Annotated in this window: 15 protein-coding genes and 5 pseudogenes; 7 read left to right on the top strand and 13 right to left on the bottom strand. The window is 62.8% G+C overall.

Features of this window, described 5'->3' with window-relative positions:
- Window positions 1-884, bottom strand: an 884-nt coding sequence (locus tag JWP83_RS03375; protein ID WP_297725773.1) for a permease, incomplete at its 3' end; no start/stop codon positions are given.
- Window positions 885-951: 67 nt separating this feature from the next.
- Entirely contained in the window at window positions 952-1,293 is a 342-nt protein-coding gene (locus JWP83_RS03370) for a DUF2752 domain-containing protein (protein ID WP_297725771.1), read from the bottom strand.
- Between the two features lie 212 nt (window positions 1,294-1,505).
- Here JWP83_RS03370 and JWP83_RS03365 point away from each other — a divergent pair.
- Both JWP83_RS03365 and JWP83_RS03360 read left to right on the top strand, forming a co-directional pair.
- A pseudogene (locus JWP83_RS03365) lies at window positions 1,506-1,652 on the top strand (cobalt transporter); the annotation flags it as partial.
- Between the two features lie 390 nt (window positions 1,653-2,042).
- On the top strand, window positions 2,043-2,516 hold the full coding sequence (locus JWP83_RS03360; protein WP_297725769.1) for a hypothetical protein: 474 nt from the start codon (window positions 2,043-2,045) through the stop codon (window positions 2,514-2,516).
- Window positions 2,517-2,561: 45 nt separating this feature from the next.
- Here JWP83_RS03360 and JWP83_RS03355 read toward each other — a convergent pair whose 3' ends face one another.
- The 3 genes and pseudogenes from JWP83_RS03355 to JWP83_RS03345 all read right to left on the bottom strand — a co-directional run bounded on the left by JWP83_RS03355 (window position 2,562) and on the right by JWP83_RS03345 (window position 6,974).
- The gene (locus tag JWP83_RS03355) at window positions 2,562-5,459 is read right to left on the bottom strand and encodes an RND family transporter (RefSeq protein ID WP_297725767.1); all 2,898 of its coding nucleotides are present in this window, start codon (window positions 5,457-5,459) and stop codon (window positions 2,562-2,564) included.
- Window positions 5,456-5,822: pseudogene (locus JWP83_RS03350) on the bottom strand (MmpS family transport accessory protein). Before JWP83_RS03350 ends, JWP83_RS03355 begins: the two are co-directional and overlap by 4 nt.
- Before the next feature lie 525 nt (window positions 5,823-6,347).
- Window positions 6,348-6,974 (bottom strand): LLM class flavin-dependent oxidoreductase, encoded by a 627-nt coding sequence (locus JWP83_RS03345; protein ID WP_297725765.1) that lies wholly within the window; start codon window positions 6,972-6,974, stop codon window positions 6,348-6,350.
- A gap of 404 nt (window positions 6,975-7,378) precedes the next feature.
- Here JWP83_RS03345 and JWP83_RS03340 point away from each other — a divergent pair, with 404 nt between their 5' ends.
- Window positions 7,379-7,570: a hypothetical protein gene (locus tag JWP83_RS03340; protein WP_297725763.1), complete on the top strand. Its 192-nt coding sequence runs from the start codon at window positions 7,379-7,381 to the stop codon at window positions 7,568-7,570.
- A 198-nt stretch (window positions 7,571-7,768) separates the two neighbouring features.
- On the opposite strand, the gene JWP83_RS03335 is transcribed toward JWP83_RS03340, so the two are convergent.
- Both JWP83_RS03335 and JWP83_RS03330 read right to left on the bottom strand, forming a co-directional pair.
- Window positions 7,769-8,356 carry a TIGR03086 family metal-binding protein gene (locus JWP83_RS03335; protein WP_297725761.1) on the bottom strand — a complete coding sequence of 196 codons (588 nt, stop codon included), beginning with the start codon at window positions 8,354-8,356 and terminating at the stop codon, window positions 7,769-7,771.
- Window positions 8,357-8,525: 169 nt separating this feature from the next.
- Complete coding sequence (locus JWP83_RS03330) at window positions 8,526-9,683, bottom strand: alkene reductase (protein ID WP_297725759.1); 1,158 nt, start codon at window positions 9,681-9,683, stop codon at window positions 8,526-8,528.
- Window positions 9,684-10,025: 342 nt separating this feature from the next.
- Here JWP83_RS03330 and JWP83_RS03325 point away from each other — a divergent pair, with 342 nt between their 5' ends.
- Window positions 10,026-10,574, top strand: coding sequence for a TetR/AcrR family transcriptional regulator (locus tag JWP83_RS03325; protein ID WP_297725757.1), 549 nt, complete (start codon window positions 10,026-10,028; stop codon window positions 10,572-10,574).
- A 97-nt stretch (window positions 10,575-10,671) separates the two neighbouring features.
- Here JWP83_RS03325 and JWP83_RS03320 read toward each other — a convergent pair.
- Window positions 10,672-10,797: pseudogene (locus JWP83_RS03320) on the bottom strand (sodium:proton exchanger); the annotation flags it as partial.
- Window positions 10,798-10,858: 61 nt separating this feature from the next.
- Here JWP83_RS03320 and JWP83_RS03315 point away from each other — a divergent pair.
- A pseudogene (locus JWP83_RS03315) lies at window positions 10,859-11,648 on the top strand (acyl-ACP thioesterase domain-containing protein).
- A gap of 245 nt (window positions 11,649-11,893) precedes the next feature.
- Window positions 11,894-12,388 (top strand): glycogen accumulation regulator GarA, encoded by a 495-nt coding sequence (garA, locus tag JWP83_RS03310; RefSeq protein WP_297725753.1) that lies wholly within the window; start codon window positions 11,894-11,896, stop codon window positions 12,386-12,388.
- Between the two features lie 13 nt (window positions 12,389-12,401).
- Here the strand turns inward: garA and JWP83_RS03305 are convergent, their stop codons facing one another.
- Window positions 12,402-13,679 carry a hypothetical protein gene (locus JWP83_RS03305; RefSeq protein WP_297725752.1) on the bottom strand — a complete coding sequence of 426 codons (1,278 nt, stop codon included), beginning with the start codon at window positions 13,677-13,679 and terminating at the stop codon, window positions 12,402-12,404.
- Between the two features lie 158 nt (window positions 13,680-13,837).
- Window positions 13,838-14,062: a YegP family protein gene (locus tag JWP83_RS03300; RefSeq protein WP_297725750.1), complete on the bottom strand. Its 225-nt coding sequence runs from the start codon at window positions 14,060-14,062 to the stop codon at window positions 13,838-13,840.
- 84 nt (window positions 14,063-14,146) lie between these two features.
- Between JWP83_RS03300 and JWP83_RS03295 the strand changes: the two genes are divergently transcribed.
- Window positions 14,147-14,374, top strand: a complete 228-nt coding sequence (locus JWP83_RS03295) for a hypothetical protein (protein WP_297725748.1) — start codon at window positions 14,147-14,149, stop codon at window positions 14,372-14,374.
- Between the two features lie 439 nt (window positions 14,375-14,813).
- On the opposite strand, the gene JWP83_RS03290 is transcribed toward JWP83_RS03295, so the two are convergent.
- From JWP83_RS03290 to JWP83_RS03280, 3 genes and pseudogenes are all read right to left on the bottom strand, one after another.
- Complete coding sequence (locus JWP83_RS03290) at window positions 14,814-15,260, bottom strand: hypothetical protein (RefSeq protein WP_297725746.1); 447 nt, start codon at window positions 15,258-15,260, stop codon at window positions 14,814-14,816.
- Window positions 15,261-15,642: 382 nt separating this feature from the next.
- Window positions 15,643-15,886: pseudogene (locus JWP83_RS03285) on the bottom strand (carboxymuconolactone decarboxylase family protein); the annotation flags it as partial.
- Window positions 15,887-15,897: 11 nt separating this feature from the next.
- Window positions 15,898-16,911, bottom strand: coding sequence for a maleylpyruvate isomerase family mycothiol-dependent enzyme (locus tag JWP83_RS03280; protein ID WP_297725744.1), 1,014 nt, complete (start codon window positions 16,909-16,911; stop codon window positions 15,898-15,900).
- Between the last annotated feature and the right edge of the window lie 322 nt (window positions 16,912-17,233).

Raw genomic sequence — 17,233 nt, 5'->3', positions numbered from 1 at the left:
ACCATCGCGACGTAGAAGGTGCCCAGCAAGACGAACATCATCTTGATGCCGTAGTACTTGCGATAGATATTCAGGATCGGCAGGATCAGCAGGTCGGCGAAGATGAATGCGACGACCCCGCCGAAGCTGATGCCGCCGTTCCACAGCACAGCGGCTAGGGGCACGTTGCCGATCGAGCACACGAACGACACGATCGCCACGATGGGCCCGATGATCGGCCCCCATAGCACCGACAGCGCTGGGTGGTTGGTGATGAAGAAGCTCCGCCAAAACGATTCCGGTACCCATGCCGCGATCGCGCCGGCGATTAGCAACCCAAGGACAAGGTCACGCAGGATCGCCGCCCACTCCATGACGAACACGTGCGACACCGCAGTGAAACCCTGCCGGGAACCGATCCGCCGCCAAAACGATCCCTCGCCTTGCACCGACATGTCCATCGCGGCGTGGCCTTCCATCGACCCGGCGAGCCCGCGTTCGGCCTGCTGACGCGCCGCGTCGACAATCCGGGAGCGCACGAACAGCCGGAACAACACCGCCAGCACCACGATCATGATCGGGCCGCCGATGAACTCGGCGGCGGTGAACTGCCAACCCATCAACAGGGCCAGGATGATTCCGAGCTCCACGACGAGGTTGGTGGAGCCGATTTCAAATGCCATGGCTGCGGTGAAATTGGCGCCTTTGCGAAACAGTGAGCGCGCCAACGCGACTGCGGCATAGGAGCACGACGACGACGCGGCACCCAAACCGGCCGCGATCGTTAGAGTGCGGGGTCGGTCATCACCCATCAATCCAACAATTGTGGATTTGCGCACAACCGCCTGCACGACAGCCGACAGGACGAACCCGAGAATCAATGCCCACAAAATCTCCCAGGTCATGGACCCGGCCAGCGCCAACGCGTGTCCGATCGCCCTCACCACGGCCCCCAGGGTCGGCTCGGGCTGGTCATGCCCCAAGCCACGGCTTGGTCAGTAGCCCTGCGTGCAGCTGTTGGTTCACCTCAAGTGCGACGAGCGCAACCACCATCACCGGGATCAGAAGCCGGCGCGGCACATGCACACTAAGAAAATAGCCCGTCGCCCATCCGAGCGCGGCGCACATCAGCAGGGCCGCAGCGGCCACTACGAGCATGGGGCTCGCCGGGTTGTAGCGCAGGGCGTCGCGGAGATGGCCGTGCATGGTCAAATACACCGATCGTGTGCCCCCACACAGGGGATCCATCACACCCAGGTAATGCAGCGGCCCATGGATATCGACCCGGGGCAACCCGACGATTGCCAGCAGCACCGCTATCACTAAGCCGGCCACCGCAATCCACGTCCACACCGGTTGCGCGTCGTCTCCGCGTACAACCAGGACATGAAGTTGACCTGGACCCCGTCCTGAGGAATGCGTGCGCACCAGAGACCTCCGACTCACTCGGTACGTGGATCGTAGGCGTACCAACGTCTCTGTATCAGCGCGACAACGTGAAACCAGTCGGGCACCTCAGGCCCGTGACTCACCTGTCCGGTGTCCTGTTGGTCGGGCTGCTCCTCAATCTCCTGTTCGGCTGGTACTGGGCTGACCCAATCGTCGCGTTGGTAATCGCCGCCGTCGCGATCAGGGAAGGCCGCGAGGCCCGGCGCGGGCAAGAGTGCTGCTGACATCTCAGAAAACAGGTGCCCTAGCGGGATACGACGCCCTGTGCTCCTCATCCGAGTCGTAACGGCGGCCGAGACCTCTTCAGCAAACAGTGCGGACATGCCGACAACCGATGGCTCCGGCACGGACGTTGTCACAACTAGCTAGGTGCGAATTCGGAGAATTGACAGGGGACGGGTTGAGACGATTTCCACTGGTCGGCCCGGTTCGAGAGTCATTGCGAGACAACCAAATTCAGCCCATCTCCGACTGGGGGTCAAGTGGTGCGGGAACTGCTATCAAGTGAACCACTTGGTTGAGGTAGCGTTTCGAGAAGGGTCTCGATAGCCGACCGCGAGGCCTCTTGCGTTTCAGGTGTGATGCGACGTTTGGCGCGGGGTAAAGGAGCGGGGATGGTGAACATCGGTTTATTTGGTTATCTCACGATACTTGTGGCTGTGCTGGAATTAGTGTTCGTCGCTTGTGTGTTTGCGTTCATAAGTCGGTTAGAGGCTCGAACACCCGCTCGGCAAGGCGAAAAAGTGGACGCCCACAAAGCGGTTTTGGCTAAGTTGCGCAAACGCGAATCGATGTCGCAAGATGAGGTAGATTATGCGGCGGAACTTATTTCTGATTCTCGATCATTACTCGCGTACTCGATACCCGCTGCCCTCTTCACAATGGGATGCTTTTATGTGGTCGGTTGTTTTCAACAGTTGCATGGGGCCGCGCCCTCCTTTCGAACGTTTATCGGGTTCATCCCCATGTTGACGTCCATAAACCTAACCATTCAGCTGCTCAGGGTCGCACGGTTGAAAGGGCGTCTGCAGAAAGTTTCCTTGACGGTGCCCGAGTCATCTGTGCTCACCACAGCTGGTAGGACCTGACGTGTGGCGTCCGCAGTCGATCTTGGCCAGCTAGAGGCGTTGTGGTCAACGCGATTCGGAGGTGACCGGTGTGTCTCCGTCTTCCGAGGGGAGCAGTTGGCGGACCGCTTGGCGTGATCCGTAGGGCCGAAGCATCTGACTGGCGGGGCGGGGGCGCACCCGTTGCGGCCACCAGAACCAGCGCCCGAGTAGCGCTGCGATGGACGGCGTCATGAACGAACGCACGATCAGCGTGTCGAACAGCAGACCCAGAGCGATCGTGGTCCCGATCTGACCGAGAATCCGCAAATCGGCGAACACGAAGGAGGCCATGGTGGCCGCGAACACCAGACCGGCGGCGGTCACCACCGCGCCGGAGCCGGCCATCGCGCGGATGATGCCCGTCTTCAAGCCTGCGCCGATCTCCTCTTTGAAACGCGAGATCAGCAACAAGTTGTAGTCCGACCCCACCGCCAACAGCAAGATGATCGCCAGCGCCAGGACGATCCAGAACAAGTGGATACCAAGAATGTCCTGCCAAATCAGCACGGACAGCCCGAAAGAGGCGCCCAACGACAGCGCCACCGTGCCCACAATGACGAACGCGGCCACCAGACTTCGGGTGATGAACATCATGATGAGCAAAATCAGGCTCAGCGCGGCGATTCCGGCGATCATGAGGTCGTATTTGGCGCCGTCCTGGATGTCCTTGTAGGTCGCGGCGGTGCCGGCCAGGTAGATGTTGGCCCCGGCTAGGGGCGTGCCTTTGAGAGCGTCCTCGGCGGAGTTCCTGATCGCGTCGATATGTGAGATGCCTTGCGGGGTGGCGGGATCGCCGTCATGGGTGATGATCATGCGCGCGGCCTTGCCGTCAGGGGACAGAAACAGTTTCAGGCCCCGCTGGAATTCGGAGTTGGTAAAGACCTCTGGGGGCAGGTAGAAGGAGTCGTCGTTTTTGGCGGCGTCGAAGGCTTGCCCCATGGCAGTCGCGTTTTGCAGCGCAGCCGCGGTCTGATCGTTGATCCCCGACGTGGTGGCGTAGTTCGTCAGAATCAGATCCCGATTGGTTTGCTGACTGGCGACCTGAGGTGGTAGCAGCGCCAGCAGTTTCGGCTGGAGCGCATTCAATTTATCCAAACTTGTCGTGATCTTTCCAAACTGGTCGCTCAGCGCGTCGACACCGTCGAGCGCGTCGAAGACGGATCGCAGCGCCGCGCAGATCGGAATGTCGAAACAGTGCGGCTCCCAGTAGAAGTAGTTGCGCAGCGGCCTGAAGAAGTCGTCGAAATTGGCGATCTCATCGCGCAGGGCGGTGACCGTGGCGACGGTGGCGTGAAACGCCTCGGTCTGTTCGCTGGTCGCGGCCGCAGACTGCTGTTGCAGGGCATATTGCTGCTGCAAAATGGCGATCGTTTTACTGATCTCATCGGCCTGCTTCAACAAGTCAGCGCCGCGGTCTTGCTGGTATTTCAGGTTCTCGATCTGGCCGGTGCTTTGCGCACTGATCTGAAACGGTATCGAGCTGTGGTCCAGCGGGGTTCCCAACGGCCTGGTAATGGCCTGCACCTGTGCGATACCGGGGGTGTGGAAGATCGCCTTGGCCACCCGCTCCAGGATGAGCATGTCGGCCGAATCACGCAGATCGTGATCGGCCTCGATCATCAGCAATTCGGGATTGAGTCGGGCCTGGGAGAAGTGGCGCTCGGCCGCCGCGTAGCCGATATTGGCCGGGGCACTGGCAGGCATGTAGGGGCGGGCGTCGTAACTCGTCGTGTATCCCGGCAGAGCGAGCAGACCGATCAGGGCCACCGCGATCGTCACCACCAGGATGGGTCCGGGCCAGCGCACGATGGCCGTGCCGATGCGCCGCCAGCTCTGGGTGCGCATCGCGCGGCTGGCGTCGAACAGACCGAAATGGCGGCCGATGGTCAGCACCCCCGGCGCCAGGGTCAGCGCGGCCAGCAGCGCGACGAGGACACCAATTGCAGCGGGAACGCCCAGGCTCTGAAAATACGGGAGCCGGGTGAAGGTCAGACAGAACACCGCGCCGGCAATCGTCAGGCCCGAACCCAAGATAATGTGCGCGGTCCCCCGGTACATCGTATGGAAGGCCGGTAAGCGATCCTGCCCGGCGTGGCGCGCTTCGTGGTAACGGCCGAGAATAAAGATCGCATAGTCTGTTCCGGCCGCGATGACCAGTAACGTCAGCAGATTGGTCGAGTAGGTCGACAGCCCGATCAGCCCGGCGTTCGCCAGAACCGCGACGACTCCGCGGGACGCGGTCAACTCAATCATCACCGTGAAAATCACGAGAATCACCGTGGTGACACGACGGTAGAGAGAAAACAGCATTAGTGCGATCACCCCGATGGTGATCAGGGTGACCTTCAGGGTGCCTTTGCGGCCCACCTCGAACTGATCGGTGACCAGCGGCGCGGCGCCGGTGACATAGGCCTTCACCCCCGGCGGTGGCGGCGTGTGCTCCACGATCTCGCGCACAGAATCGACGGACTGATTGGATAACGTCTCGCCCTGGTTACCGGCGAGGTACACCTGCACCAAGGCCGCCTTGCCGTCGGCGCTCTGCGAGCCGGCCGCCGTCAGAGGATCCCCCCAGAAATCCTGAATGTGCTCGACATGCTTCGTGTCCTGGGAGAGCTTTCGAATCAAGCCGTCGTAGTAATGGTGCGCGTCGGCACCGAGCGGCCGATTGCCCTCCAGGACGATCATCGCTGCACTGTCGGAATCGAACTCGTGAAACACCTTGCCGATGCGTTTACTGGCCTGCAGCGACGGCGCATCCTGGGGGCTCAGCGACACGTTATGCGCTTGGGCAACGGTCTCCAATTGCGGCACGAAAACATTCGTGACCACCGCCAGGGCCAGCCAGAACCACACGATCGGCACCGAAAACCGCCGGATCAGGTCCGGTAACGAAGGTCGCGGGGTGTGACGATTGCTCATCCGGACTTGTCCAACCAGAAGGTGTAGGCGTTCACCGTCTTCACCGATCTCTCGTTTTTGACCACCCGTCGATGATGATGCGGCAGCCGATGGAATCGCTATCGCCCTGTGCCGTCGTATGACCACGGCAGGACCGTGTCATCAACGCGCTGCGGCTGAGCATAGACATCCAGGTAGTTCATCGACGCCACGGTGCCCGGCGGCCGAAAACCTCAAGACCCCATGCTTAGGGTTAAACGGAGCCGTCTCATTCGAAAACCCACCAGCAGTCGACGTCGTGGTGTGCGAGCCGAAGATGCCGTGCAGCCGATACACGCAAAACCCCGCGACCACCACCACCACCACCACAACTACCAGCAGCATCCACCCCCGCTTGAGCAGGCGGCCAATCGAAATACTGCTCACCCGAAAGCCTTTCGCAAACCGAAAAATGGTCCGTCTCGAGAGCTCGTCTCTGCCGCACTTCGAGCGGGAACCGACCGCAACACCGGGAACCGTACGGTACAGGACTGGACGGGACCAGAGGTATCGGAGGGGTGGTCGGTCCGTTCGTGTTAATAGCGCCACGAGCCGGAGCCCCGACGACCAGAAATGGCTGTGAGACCGCGAAGCGGCGAAGGTCTGTCAACGACGGCTGAACACCAGCTCGGTGACTCCCAACGCGGCCAGTCCGGCGATCTTCTCCGACACCTGCTCGGCTGTGCCGGTCAACGCCATGGAGCTGACAAACGGGACGAGGTCAGCGACGTGCGGCTCGTCACGGGGTTGGCCTTGATCAGATGTCCTGCGTGGATGACGAGATGTCGCTCATTTTCGGGGTACGCCTCGATCGCTTCACGCCGCGCCCGTCCGCCTGGTAGTGCGTCGACGGCGGACGCGCCGCGGCGCTCATCGCTGGCGTGATACAGCACCACCGCGGCAGGCCCGGCGGCGTCGATGACCCGCGGCGAGCTCAGGTCCTCGCCCTCGTCGAGCAACCGTGCCGAAGGACAACAGCGCCCGCCAATCGGTTACGCCGGCCGCATCAGGTTGAGGCAGGGCTGCCGAGAAGACGCCGTCGCCCAGCTCGGCCGCCACGGCCAGCCCCTTCGGGCCGTCGGCGCCGATCAGGATCGGCACGTCAATGGGTCGCTCAGCCCCGAAGCCAGGCAGCTGCAGCATGCGGATCTCGGCCCCCTCCCACTGTGCGGTCTCGCCGGCGAGGAGGGCCTTCAGGCAACGGACGTACTCGGCGACCTGCCGCCATGGCATCGGCCGCTGGCCCAGTGTTAGCCGACCCGTAAAGCCTGAGCCGATAGCCACCGCGACCCGGCCCGGTGCTTGGCCCACTAGCTCGGCGATGGCGGCGGCGTTGACCATGGGATGGCGCAAGCTGGGCACCAGCACACCTGGCCCAAGGCCAATGCGCGAGGTGCGCTCCGCGCACCGGCTAAGAACCATCCACACGTCGGTCACCAGGGCCGGAGAGTCATAAAGCCACGCTCGCCTGTAGCCGAGCATTTCGGCTAACTCCACGTGCGCCGGGCTATCAGATGACGTTGCGAAGGCGCACGAGATGTCCACATTCCGACACTACCGATCACGCCGATCGAGCCCACGGACACGCGCGCTACCCGAGCCGACGACCGAGGCTCAGATGATGTGGCGGCCACCAGTGCTTGCACATCGGCGAAAGATCAACCCGATCACCTTCGATTCCACGGGGCGGTCTCAACGACGTTGCGCGGTGGCGTCGGCCCGTTGCTGCCGAGCGGGCGAATGGGCGTCACGTGACGAAACCGCAGTCGCCCAGTCTGAGCCGCACGCGGCGTCCCGTACTTCCGATAGGAGCCTTCAGTCCGGCCGCTCTGAAGAAATGACTCGAATTTGAGACGAAACCCAGATGACATCACGTGAGACAAAATGCGTCACCGCAGGTTATGGCATCGGGATATGACATCGAAAACGAGAAGCTACACCTTCCCCTCCTCCGCATTCTCGGCGGCGCCACCGAACGTAAGGCGTTCAAATTCATTTGCCGGGTTGAGGTGATGGAGGCAGGTTGCGCGGTCGATCGGGCGCGCCGCCCCACGGCCGTCGCCGCAGTCATCATGATGATGGGCAGCAGCTAGCACCACTGTAGGATCCCAAAAACGAGTTGCAATTCCCAATCGCAAGTTGCACTGAAGTTGCAATCAGTCCCATTGTCGAGTTGCACTGATTGAGGAATCAACGACGTGCGGCGTGCCTCATCAGCGGTATGGTCGCTGACGTAATCGTCGCCTTGAAGGTTCGCAAATCGGCGGCGAAATCCGAACACCCGCCTTTAGTCACGGTGGGTGCTGCGTACTACCCATTGCTCGATCGGGAGGGTTATAAGAGTGCGGATTCCGTCCGGTGAAGGCGACGAGGCGGTCAAGTCCACCGGCATCGTCGGGAACTGGTACTGGTTCGTCGAATCCTGCTGTGGTGCGGCTTTGCGGGGTGAGGGTCTGCTCGGCGAGTGCCAGGACGTAGTCGGCGTGCGCGTCGGACACATCGAGCGACCGATCTATGGCGACGGCGAAATCCCAGCCGTGGACGATCAGTTCGAGAGACAGCACACCGGCTGCGAGCCGGGCCGGAAGGGTTCGGCCGCCAAAGACGACGTCGCCGGACAGTCCGCGTTGACGCCAGCGCGCCAGCACCGGTCGTGCGACCTGCAGGATCCGTTGCTCTATTGTGCTGCCGTCAGGTGCTGAGATGTGTATGCCAACCGACTTGCCGAGTCGGGCGGTGAAATCGACCAGGTGGTCGGCCAGAGCCGCCACGTCGAAGGCAGGGCACGGCGTGGGTCTGCCGAGGTCGTCGTCGCCGATGAGGTGAACTACTCGCTGTAGTGCCGTCAACGCCGTTTGGGCGCTGGACAATTCGTCCATGACCTGGCTCCTGATCCGGTCAGCAGACCCGGGTTTTAACCCGAGGTTGGGGTTGTGCGCGGGTTCGTCAAGCCATGCGCGTAGTGGGCCGCGGCATGGCGATAGAACCAAGTGGGACTGACGGCCTCGTGAGCGCGACGTTCGGGTAGTCGTCGTGGTTCGCGATCCTTCATTCCGGCAGTTTTCCCTGTTCCTGGCTGGCATAGCCGGCAGCCGCTGTGGTGCCATCGTGGGGTGGGTAGTCGATGTATCCGTGCGCTCCCGGTGTGTAGTGCGTGGCGTGGTCGGATCGTTCGATCGGCGCGTTGGTGGTGAACCGTGTCGGTAAGTCCGGGTTGGCGATGAAGGGTTCCCCGAACGCGACGAGGTCGGCCAGGCCGTCGGTGATCAGTTGATTACCGCGCTCGCGGGTCATGCCCACGTTGGCGATCAGAGTGCCGCGGTAGCGGGGCCGGAAATGGGTGAACATCCTGTCGCCCTGGAGCGCCTCGAGTGGTTGGCCTTCGAGGGTGGCCATGGCACCCATGAGCAGCCAGTGCGCCAACGGATAGTCGTTGAGTCGCTCCACGATGTATTCGCTGGTGGCTAGGGTGTCGACGGTGGAGCGGAATTCTCCTCGCTCGGCCCAGGCCGGCCCGACCTTGACGCCGACACGGCCGATGTCGATGCGTTCCCCGATGGCGTCGAGCACGTCGAACAGCAGTCGTGCGCGGTTGGCGATGGAGCCGCCGTACTCGTCGTCGCGCAGGTTAGTGGCGGGGTTGAGGAACTGGCTGATGAGGTAGGAGAACCCGGCCTGGATCTGCACGCCGTCAAAGCCGGCGCGCTTGGCGTTGGCGGCGGCGGTGGCGTAATCGGCGATGGTGGTGCGGACCTCGTCTCGGGTCATCGTGCGCGGCACCACAGTGGGCTTGTTGCCGGTCGGGGTGGGCGAGTGTTGTCCCGGGTTGACCGCTGACGGAGCGAGCGGGGGCACTCCGTGGAAGAAGTCGGGATGCGACAACGCGCCAGTGTGCCAGAGCTGGGCGAAGATGACCCCGCCCTCGCAATGGACCGCGTCGGTGACCGCCGACCAGCCTCGCACTTGTGTTTCGGTGAACAGTCCCGGCACGTCGTGCCATCCGATCGCTTGGGGGCTGATCCAGGTGCCCTCGGTGATGATCAAGCCGGCTGATGCGCGCTGCGCGTAGTAGCGCGCATGCATCTCGGTCGGCGCGAGGTCGGGGTCGGTTGCGCGGGAGCGCGTTAGCGGTGCCATCACGATCCGGTTGGCGAGCGGCAGGTCGCCCATGCGGTAGGGGTGCAGGAGCGGCTGCGTAACGTTCATGACGTCTCCGATTCCGAAGTCAGGCGGGTGTGCAGGCCTGCACCGCGGGTGGCCGCCGGGCTTCCCGGCGCTACAAGCACTCAGCTCTTAACGCATAGTTCATTGCATTAATGCCGATCGGTTATCGCCGTGACGTAAGGCACAGACGTTCGACAGAAGCAGGTCCGTGCGGCTCCATACGGGTCCATTCACGTGGTGGGGTCATGCGGAGGTGACCTATCCGCGGTGCGCCCAGGACCGCCACGCCGCTGGGCGTGCCATCCCCGCGTACGGCGCCGAACCCGCGTAACCGCAGTTCAGGCCCCTCCATGACCAGCTACAGGGCTGCATTACAGTCGAATCATGAGCATGGTGCGACCAGCGAAACGGCCGGGCGGTCGCACGGCGGCCGTCTCCAGTGCGATCAAGACCGCGGTCGAGCAGCTGGTCGCCGAGAAGGGTCGCGACAAGGTGTCGATCCCGATGGTGGCCGAACGCGCCGGCGTCAACCCCACCACTGTCTACCGGCGCTGGCCGGACGCGGCGTCGATGATCAACAACATCGCGACCTACCACCTCGACCCGGCACGCCCCTTACCCGACACCGGCGACCTGCATTCCGATATCGCTGCCTGGGCCACCGAGATCCTGCATCACTACCGCAAGCCCGTGAACGCCGCATTGTTGCGCGGCGGCGCGGCCGCCGCCGGCGACGACGAATCCGATTGTTTGCGGGGCCGCCTGGACGAAGTGGTGCACCTACTGGGCCGTGCCGGCGAACAATCACCTGTCACTGAACAAGACATCGTTGACGGGGTGCTGGCCCCGATCATGTACCGGATCATCTTCTTGCCCTCGACATTGACCGATGACTACGCCGAGACGCTGACCGCCAAGCTGTTCAACGATTGATGGCCAGCTTCCGTTGGTCGACAGTGATCGACGACAGGATCACCAGTACACACGGGCGGCTGGTGTGGGTGGCCGGCGTGGGTTTTGCGTCGTCGGCGAACGGCGCTTTCAGGGTTGCGGCGAGATACCGACGGCTGATGATCAACGCGGCGGCGGCCGCTGCCCCGTAAACACCGCAGAGGATAAGTCGACCGGCGGTAGAGGTGATGGGGAATTGGACGATGCTGCATCGACGGTAAAGTCGAAAACAGGACCCGGCCATAGCAATCCCCTAACCCGATGACCTGGATAAGACGTTGACGCCGGTCCTCGACGGCCATCCCGACGTTTTCGACCGGGAGTGGCCACTGTGGGTGGCCGACATCGACCCCGGCGGCCGGCTGCGCCTGGACGCCCCCGCACGCCACATCCAAGACATCGGCCAGGACCACGTGCACGAACTGGGCTTCGACGAATCGCACCCACTGTGGGTCGTGCGCCGCACCATGATCGACCTCATCCGGCCCCTCGAATTTCCAGGACACGCTGCGGCTGCGCCGCTGGTGCTCGGGAACCCCCACCCGATGGTGCGAAACACGGGTCCGCATCGACGGCCGCAAAGGCGGCCTGATCGAGTCCGAGGCATTCTGGATCAACATCAACCGTGACACCCTGATGCCGTCGCGCATCAGCGACGACTTCCTCGAACAGCTGCAGCGCACCACCGACATCCACCGGCTGGGGTGGAAGGCCTACCTCAAACCCGGCGCCCGCGAAGACGCCAACCAGATCCGCGAATACCCGGTCCGGTTCACCGACCTCGACCTGTTCGACCACATGAACAACGCCGTCTACCGGAGCGTCATCGAGGAGTACCTGTCGACCACCCCCGGGCTGCTCAAAGCGCCGCTGCCGGTGGCGATCGAACATGAGACGCCGGTCGCCCTCGGCGACAAGCTCGAGATCATCGCGCACACCCACCCGGCCCGCTCGACCGACAAGTTCGGGCCGGGCCTGGTTGATAGGGCGGTTAGCAGCCTCACCTACGTCGTCGGCGACGAGACTAAGGCCATCGCCGCGATCTTCGCCCTCTAGCAACCGCACCGCCCTGCGCTACCAGCATTCTTAACCACTTCCTGGGTAAACCATCCTTCGGTGCTTGTGGGTGCGTTCGATCCGGACAGTCGTTGCCTCAGGCTGCGGCGGACTGGACAAACACCAGTACGACGAAGCCCATAACCGGAAACCGCGGGCTGGTTCGCGATGAGGAGGCCATTGCGCGGGTACGGTCGTGTGAGCAGTTCGGGCTCCACCGGGCCAGCCGAAAAGGGGCAGCGGGTGTGACCGAGAAAGACCGTGACCAGACGCCTGACGAGGTCACCGGGGAAACCACTTCTGCATTCCCCAGCGCCGACTTCCTCAACGAAGCGGACGCTGTACCGACCGTAGGCGCCGACAGCGCGGTTTCCGGGGTCGAGGCGCTGCCGCCTGGTTCGGCGCTGATAGTCGTGAAACGGGGTCCCAACGCCGGATCCCGGTTCCTGCTGGATCAGCCGGTGACGTCGGCGGGCCGACATCCCGGCAGCGACATTTTTCTCGACGACGTCACTGTGAGCCGCCGCCACGCGGAGTTCCGGTGGGAGAACGACCAATTCCACGTCGTCGACGTCGGTAGCCTCAACAGCACCTACGTCAACCGGGAGCCGGTGGATTCGGCGGTGCTGGTCAACGGCGACGAGGTGCAGATCGGCAAGTTTCGCCTGACGTTTTTGACCAAGCCCAAGAACCATGGCGGCGCGGGCGGAACCCACGACTCTGACTCAACTGACAGATAAGTCGTAGTCCGCTTCAGGTAGTTGGAGCCGCATCGCGATTGTTCAACGAATTTGGCGGCTCATGAGGAGCACCGTGGTCAATGGCGTCAATACCGGGCCGCGTGGGCCGATCGGTGTCCGACTTCGCACCGTCGACCGCGGCCGCGATACCGCTGCGGTAGCGGTTGCGCGCGATCAGGTTGGCATGCAGATCGTCGATCAGCGGATCGACGACTATCGAGCGGTATTCGCTGTCGCTGAGCGCGCGGGCGCTGAGGTACATGAACGTCAGCGCGGCGAGGAAAAGAGACATCTGGATCAGCGCCTCCGGGAACGGGAGCGTCATGCCCAGCAGCGTCCCGTTGCTGGCGCCATGGTTGGTCCATTGAGCGAGCAAGGGCGGACTGAGCAGGATCAGCCCAAGAACAAAGAAGATCGTGGCGGTGACCATCGCCACGATGAGGATCTGCACCAGCTGTGAGGCAGCGACCACGAACACCACGTTGAAGCGTTCCGGCTTAGTCAGCGGAGGGCGGACTGGCGGATCGGGCATCGCCGCAAACGGCGTGTCGGCCAGCCTATCTGAATCTTTTGGCAGCGTGGCGGTCGACCGCAGCATCGGCCTGACCCGCTCCAGGGTCACGGATATCACGAAGGCCGCCGCGATGGTGAAGAGAAAGAGCAGCGCCACCCATAGCCGCCGCCGGCTGATCGTCGCCGCCATGATCCAGGCGTAGGTGTTAAAGAACATCAATACGGTCAACATCACAAAGGGCAGCGCCCGAACCGCCATGATGCCGACCGCCGACAGGTGCGACAGCGTCATGCGCACCGCCCATCCGAGCACCGCCCCGACACCACAGGCGGTCAGGATCAACACCAGGGCTACCAGGACGGCTATCCCCAGCAGGTGAGCTAGGCCGTCTTCGATGTATCCGACGATTGCCGCGAAAGCCACCCCTATGGCCGCGGCGACCGTGCGGGTCCGACTGCCCGACAACCGGGACATCAGCCAGCCGACGATAGCGGCCAGTGGGAGAGTGGCCGCGACTATCGCCAGCTGTCCCCATTCGACAGTTGTTGGACTTCCGACGACGTCGACATTGCGGTCACCAGTGATCACATAGATCGTAAACTCGCAGCCCTCGGCCATCGCGTATGCCGCCAGCGTGGGCGCCGACCGCGGCCAGAGCCGTTGGCATCGGGCCCGCGGCGTCAGCACCATTGGCAAGCCGCGGTCTAAGAACCAGCTTTCAGCCGCGGCGCGTGTCGATTCTCGGCGCGTCACTGGCCGCCGAGTGGAAACGTTCATGCTGGCTCACCTTAGCGGCGCCGCGTGAACCCGTCCCATGCTCCGCCACCCCGTCGCCGGGGTGGTTGCACTGGCACCCCAGATCTCCGCCGTCCCCCGTCCGACGCAGAGCACGTCCAATGGATCCGCGCCGGATGCTGTTGTGTTGCAATCGCCATTCATCCCTTGTCGACCACAGTGGCACCAGGCGCGTTGGCCTTGATCGACTCGATCCCCTTCTCGGCCACAGCCTTCGACTTGTAGCCCTGGCCGCTGGCGATGATCTCCCCGTTGGCTGCCCTGAGGTGGAAACGGTAATCCCCGCCCTTGTCCTTGAACAGCTCAAACTTCGCCGCCTCGTTCCATCCGAAACCGCGCCGGTTACGAATGTGAGAGGTACGCACGCCCCGGAGACCAGGAGCGGCGCGTTTCGGGAGGGGGACCGCAATGGATTTGAACTACAGCACCACAGTTGTCGTGTCACGAAGATGAGCAGTGGGCAGGTACTTGGAAGCACGGACATCAACGGCGGCGCCGAAAAGTTTGTCCACGCATGCGAAATGTGGGAACGAGGGCGCTCCGACGGCATCGCACTGGCCATCCAGATCGTTGAGCAACTCCTGTGCCACAAAGAGACAACCGAGGAGCAGCGAAAGATTCTGGTCGGGCTCTACGACTCACTCCTGGAAGCCAAAACCCTCCCCACTTATCTATGAATCCCCGTAGTTTCGGCGCAAGATGAACGATTCCGTCACCTTCAATGTCCCGACGCACGGTGTCCTGACTAGCGCGCAGTGGGCGGCTGTCGGACTCACTCTGCTGTAGTGGCCCTCGGCGCTCGTCCAGCAGCACGTCTATGTACGCGGTGCTCGGTGAGCAGCCCATGTGACGAGCTAAGCGCCACGCGCGGGACAGTAGCCGCAGTTCGCCGCCGATGGTCTCGATGTCGCGCATGGCGGGCAGCTTATGACGGCCAACCCTTGGCCGCACTTCAGGCATTTATCAGAGTTAATGCGCAGTTCTTCATATGCAAGCTGTTCGAGCACGGTCGGAGTTTTGCCTAGGCTGCTGACAATGGTTGGGTTCGGGGTCCTCGCCGTGGAGATGGCCCGCGATCACACTCGCACCCCGAGATACTGCGGGCAGTAGATGCTCTTAGCAGTACTGATCACAAACGCCGTTTGATACGGGTCCACTTGCAGCCGCATTTATCACGTCAACCAGCTGCGCCCTCTTGCTGCCAAGGCCGGGCGCCGTGGAAGCCACGCGAGCAACGTCATCGCACACGGTGTGGCCTGCGGCGATAATGGCGATAATCGTGCCACGGGCACCCGTGATGCCCTGGGCGGCTAGGGCGTTCGGTCGCGCCAGTCCTGGTAACAGGAACGGGATGTCTTGGTCATGGGTCATCCGCATAATGAACTCGTCGACGAGCAGGCTGTCACCGACCGACCGGGCGATCAGCTCGCTGTTGGTGTCGGCTGGAATGCCGGGGATGAACACGTCGGCGTAGTAGTGCCGCAGGTTCTCCTTCCCAAAGCCGCCACTCATGGTCGGTAGGTGCATGACGATCGCGTCGTCAAACCATGGTGCAGACAGCAAGGTTGGCGTCCTTGAGCGCGAATTCGTATGCCGTGTGACGTTCCCATAACTCGACCATCTGATCGCCATTCATTTGTCTTCCTTCCAGGGTGTTTTCGAGGAGCATTTCTCTCACCTAGCCCAGTCGGACTAGAAGAGCTTGGAGCCCACGCATCAAGGTGCTGTTGCGGTATTGCAATGTCGCCTTGTCGTTCAGTGTGATTCGCTCGAAAGTGGCCAACAGCCGGGCGGGCCCGATCGTTCCTTCGAGCCCGGCCAGTGGAGCTCTGCCACTCCGAGACCGTACGGCAGAACTCGCATCCAACTCGGAAGCTCCCATACTCGCCGACCTAGCCACCCGGCGTGTACCCTCCCTGCTTCGCACTCGGCCAGGTAACCCTCGTTATCCGAACTGGCCGGGCTGGCAGTCGCCGGCGGGCTGCTGGACGATGACGTTCACCCGGTTGACGGTGTTGATGAAGGCGATGAGGCGCACCAGGGCGGCGAGCTGGTCCTCGTCCTAGTGTTTGGCGGCATTCGCCCAGGCCTCGTCCGTGACCCCACCGGCCGCGTCGGCGATGCGGGTGCCCTGCTCCGTCAGCTCCAGGGCAGCGCGCTCGGCATCTGAACACCGTGGCCTCCCGCCAGTCCCGCTTCGTCAGATGATGTGTAGTGCGTCGAGGAACTTTTCGGCGTACTCCGTGTTGCCTGTGAGGGTGAGACCGGCGGCGCGCCACGCGACGCGGTTCGTCGCCCAGGCGGGGAAATCTGTGGAGCCTCCTGTGATGGCGGCCGCGGCGGCGATGCCTGCCGATTCGGTGACGGTGAGTCGTCCGTCACCGGCCGGGTTGATTCTCCAGTTTCCGCCGGCAGCGCCGGTGAGGGTCAGGGTCAGGGGTTGGTCGAGCCACCGCATCTGGTCGCGGTTCATCTGCTCGAGTCCTGTGAGCATCCATTCCAATGTCGCAGCGAGGCTGTTCTCGTCGATCGGAGTAGTGGGCCTGTTGATTGCCGGGACGACATCGTAAGTGAGGTGGGTGTGCCAGTCGAATACCAGCATTGACGGGAGTTTCCGCACCGGGTAGCGACCGAGGCTCCCTACGCGAAGGGAAGCGCTGCCGATCAGAGGCTGGACAGCTACCGATGCGGCCGCGATGAACGCCTTGCTCCAGTGGGCGAATTCGTCGAGGAGGCGATCGGTGGGCCACGCGCGGCGGGGGGCGAGGAGATCCTCGTTGGTTTGCTCGGTGTCGTCGGAGAACACCAGCGTGATCGCATGCTGGTTGAACAGCCCTCGGCAGGTCGCGCCGAGGTGGGCAATGACGTCACGCACGCGCCAGCCCGCTGCCTGGCTGGGTGTCGTCCAATCGTCATCGGTAAAGCCTGCGCAGTAGTCGAGTACCACTTGACGTTGGGTCCGGAGTGCCTGGACACGGTTCAGGGGCATTGCTGCGTTCTCCAAGGTTGGGATCATGACCGGGGAAGTGGACACCGCAGGGGTAGGTGCGCCATAGCCGCGCGCGGGGCCGCTATGTTGTTCCATGGCGTTGACCGTTCGCTCGATTGCTCGGATGGGCTGCATGTGAGTCCTCCGTTTGCCGACTTCGCGCCAGAGCGCAATGGTCGTTCCACTCGTCAGCTCGATCCGACCTGCCGAGCGGATATCGGGCACCGAGTTCCCGAGAGTTCTCAGCAGCCGCCCGTACACCATGACCGCGCGGCGGCTTCGGCGAAGAACGGACTGCTGAGGATCTCGAACTTTGAGGTGCGGGGGATCCGAACCACATGACGTGGAAGACCCCACGCACCTCCTCCGGTCCGTGGAAAACCGTGTCGGACCTGCTTGTTAGAGGAATCGTTTGAGGAAGGCGAGTGCGGGGTTGGCGACGTCGGGCCAGCCGTGGTCGATGACCATGGAGTGTCCGCGGCATTCGATCTCGACGTATTCGGTGGTTTCGGTGTTCTTGAGTTGCTTCTTGTAGCTGCCGTGGGTG

Source organism: Mycobacterium sp. (genome assembly GCF_025965855.1).
In the GTDB taxonomy this organism is placed as follows: Bacteria; Actinomycetota; Actinomycetes; order Mycobacteriales; family Mycobacteriaceae; genus Mycobacterium.
The sequence above is the reverse complement of the archived record's forward strand: the minus strand, read 5'-3'. Positions and strand labels throughout refer to the sequence as shown.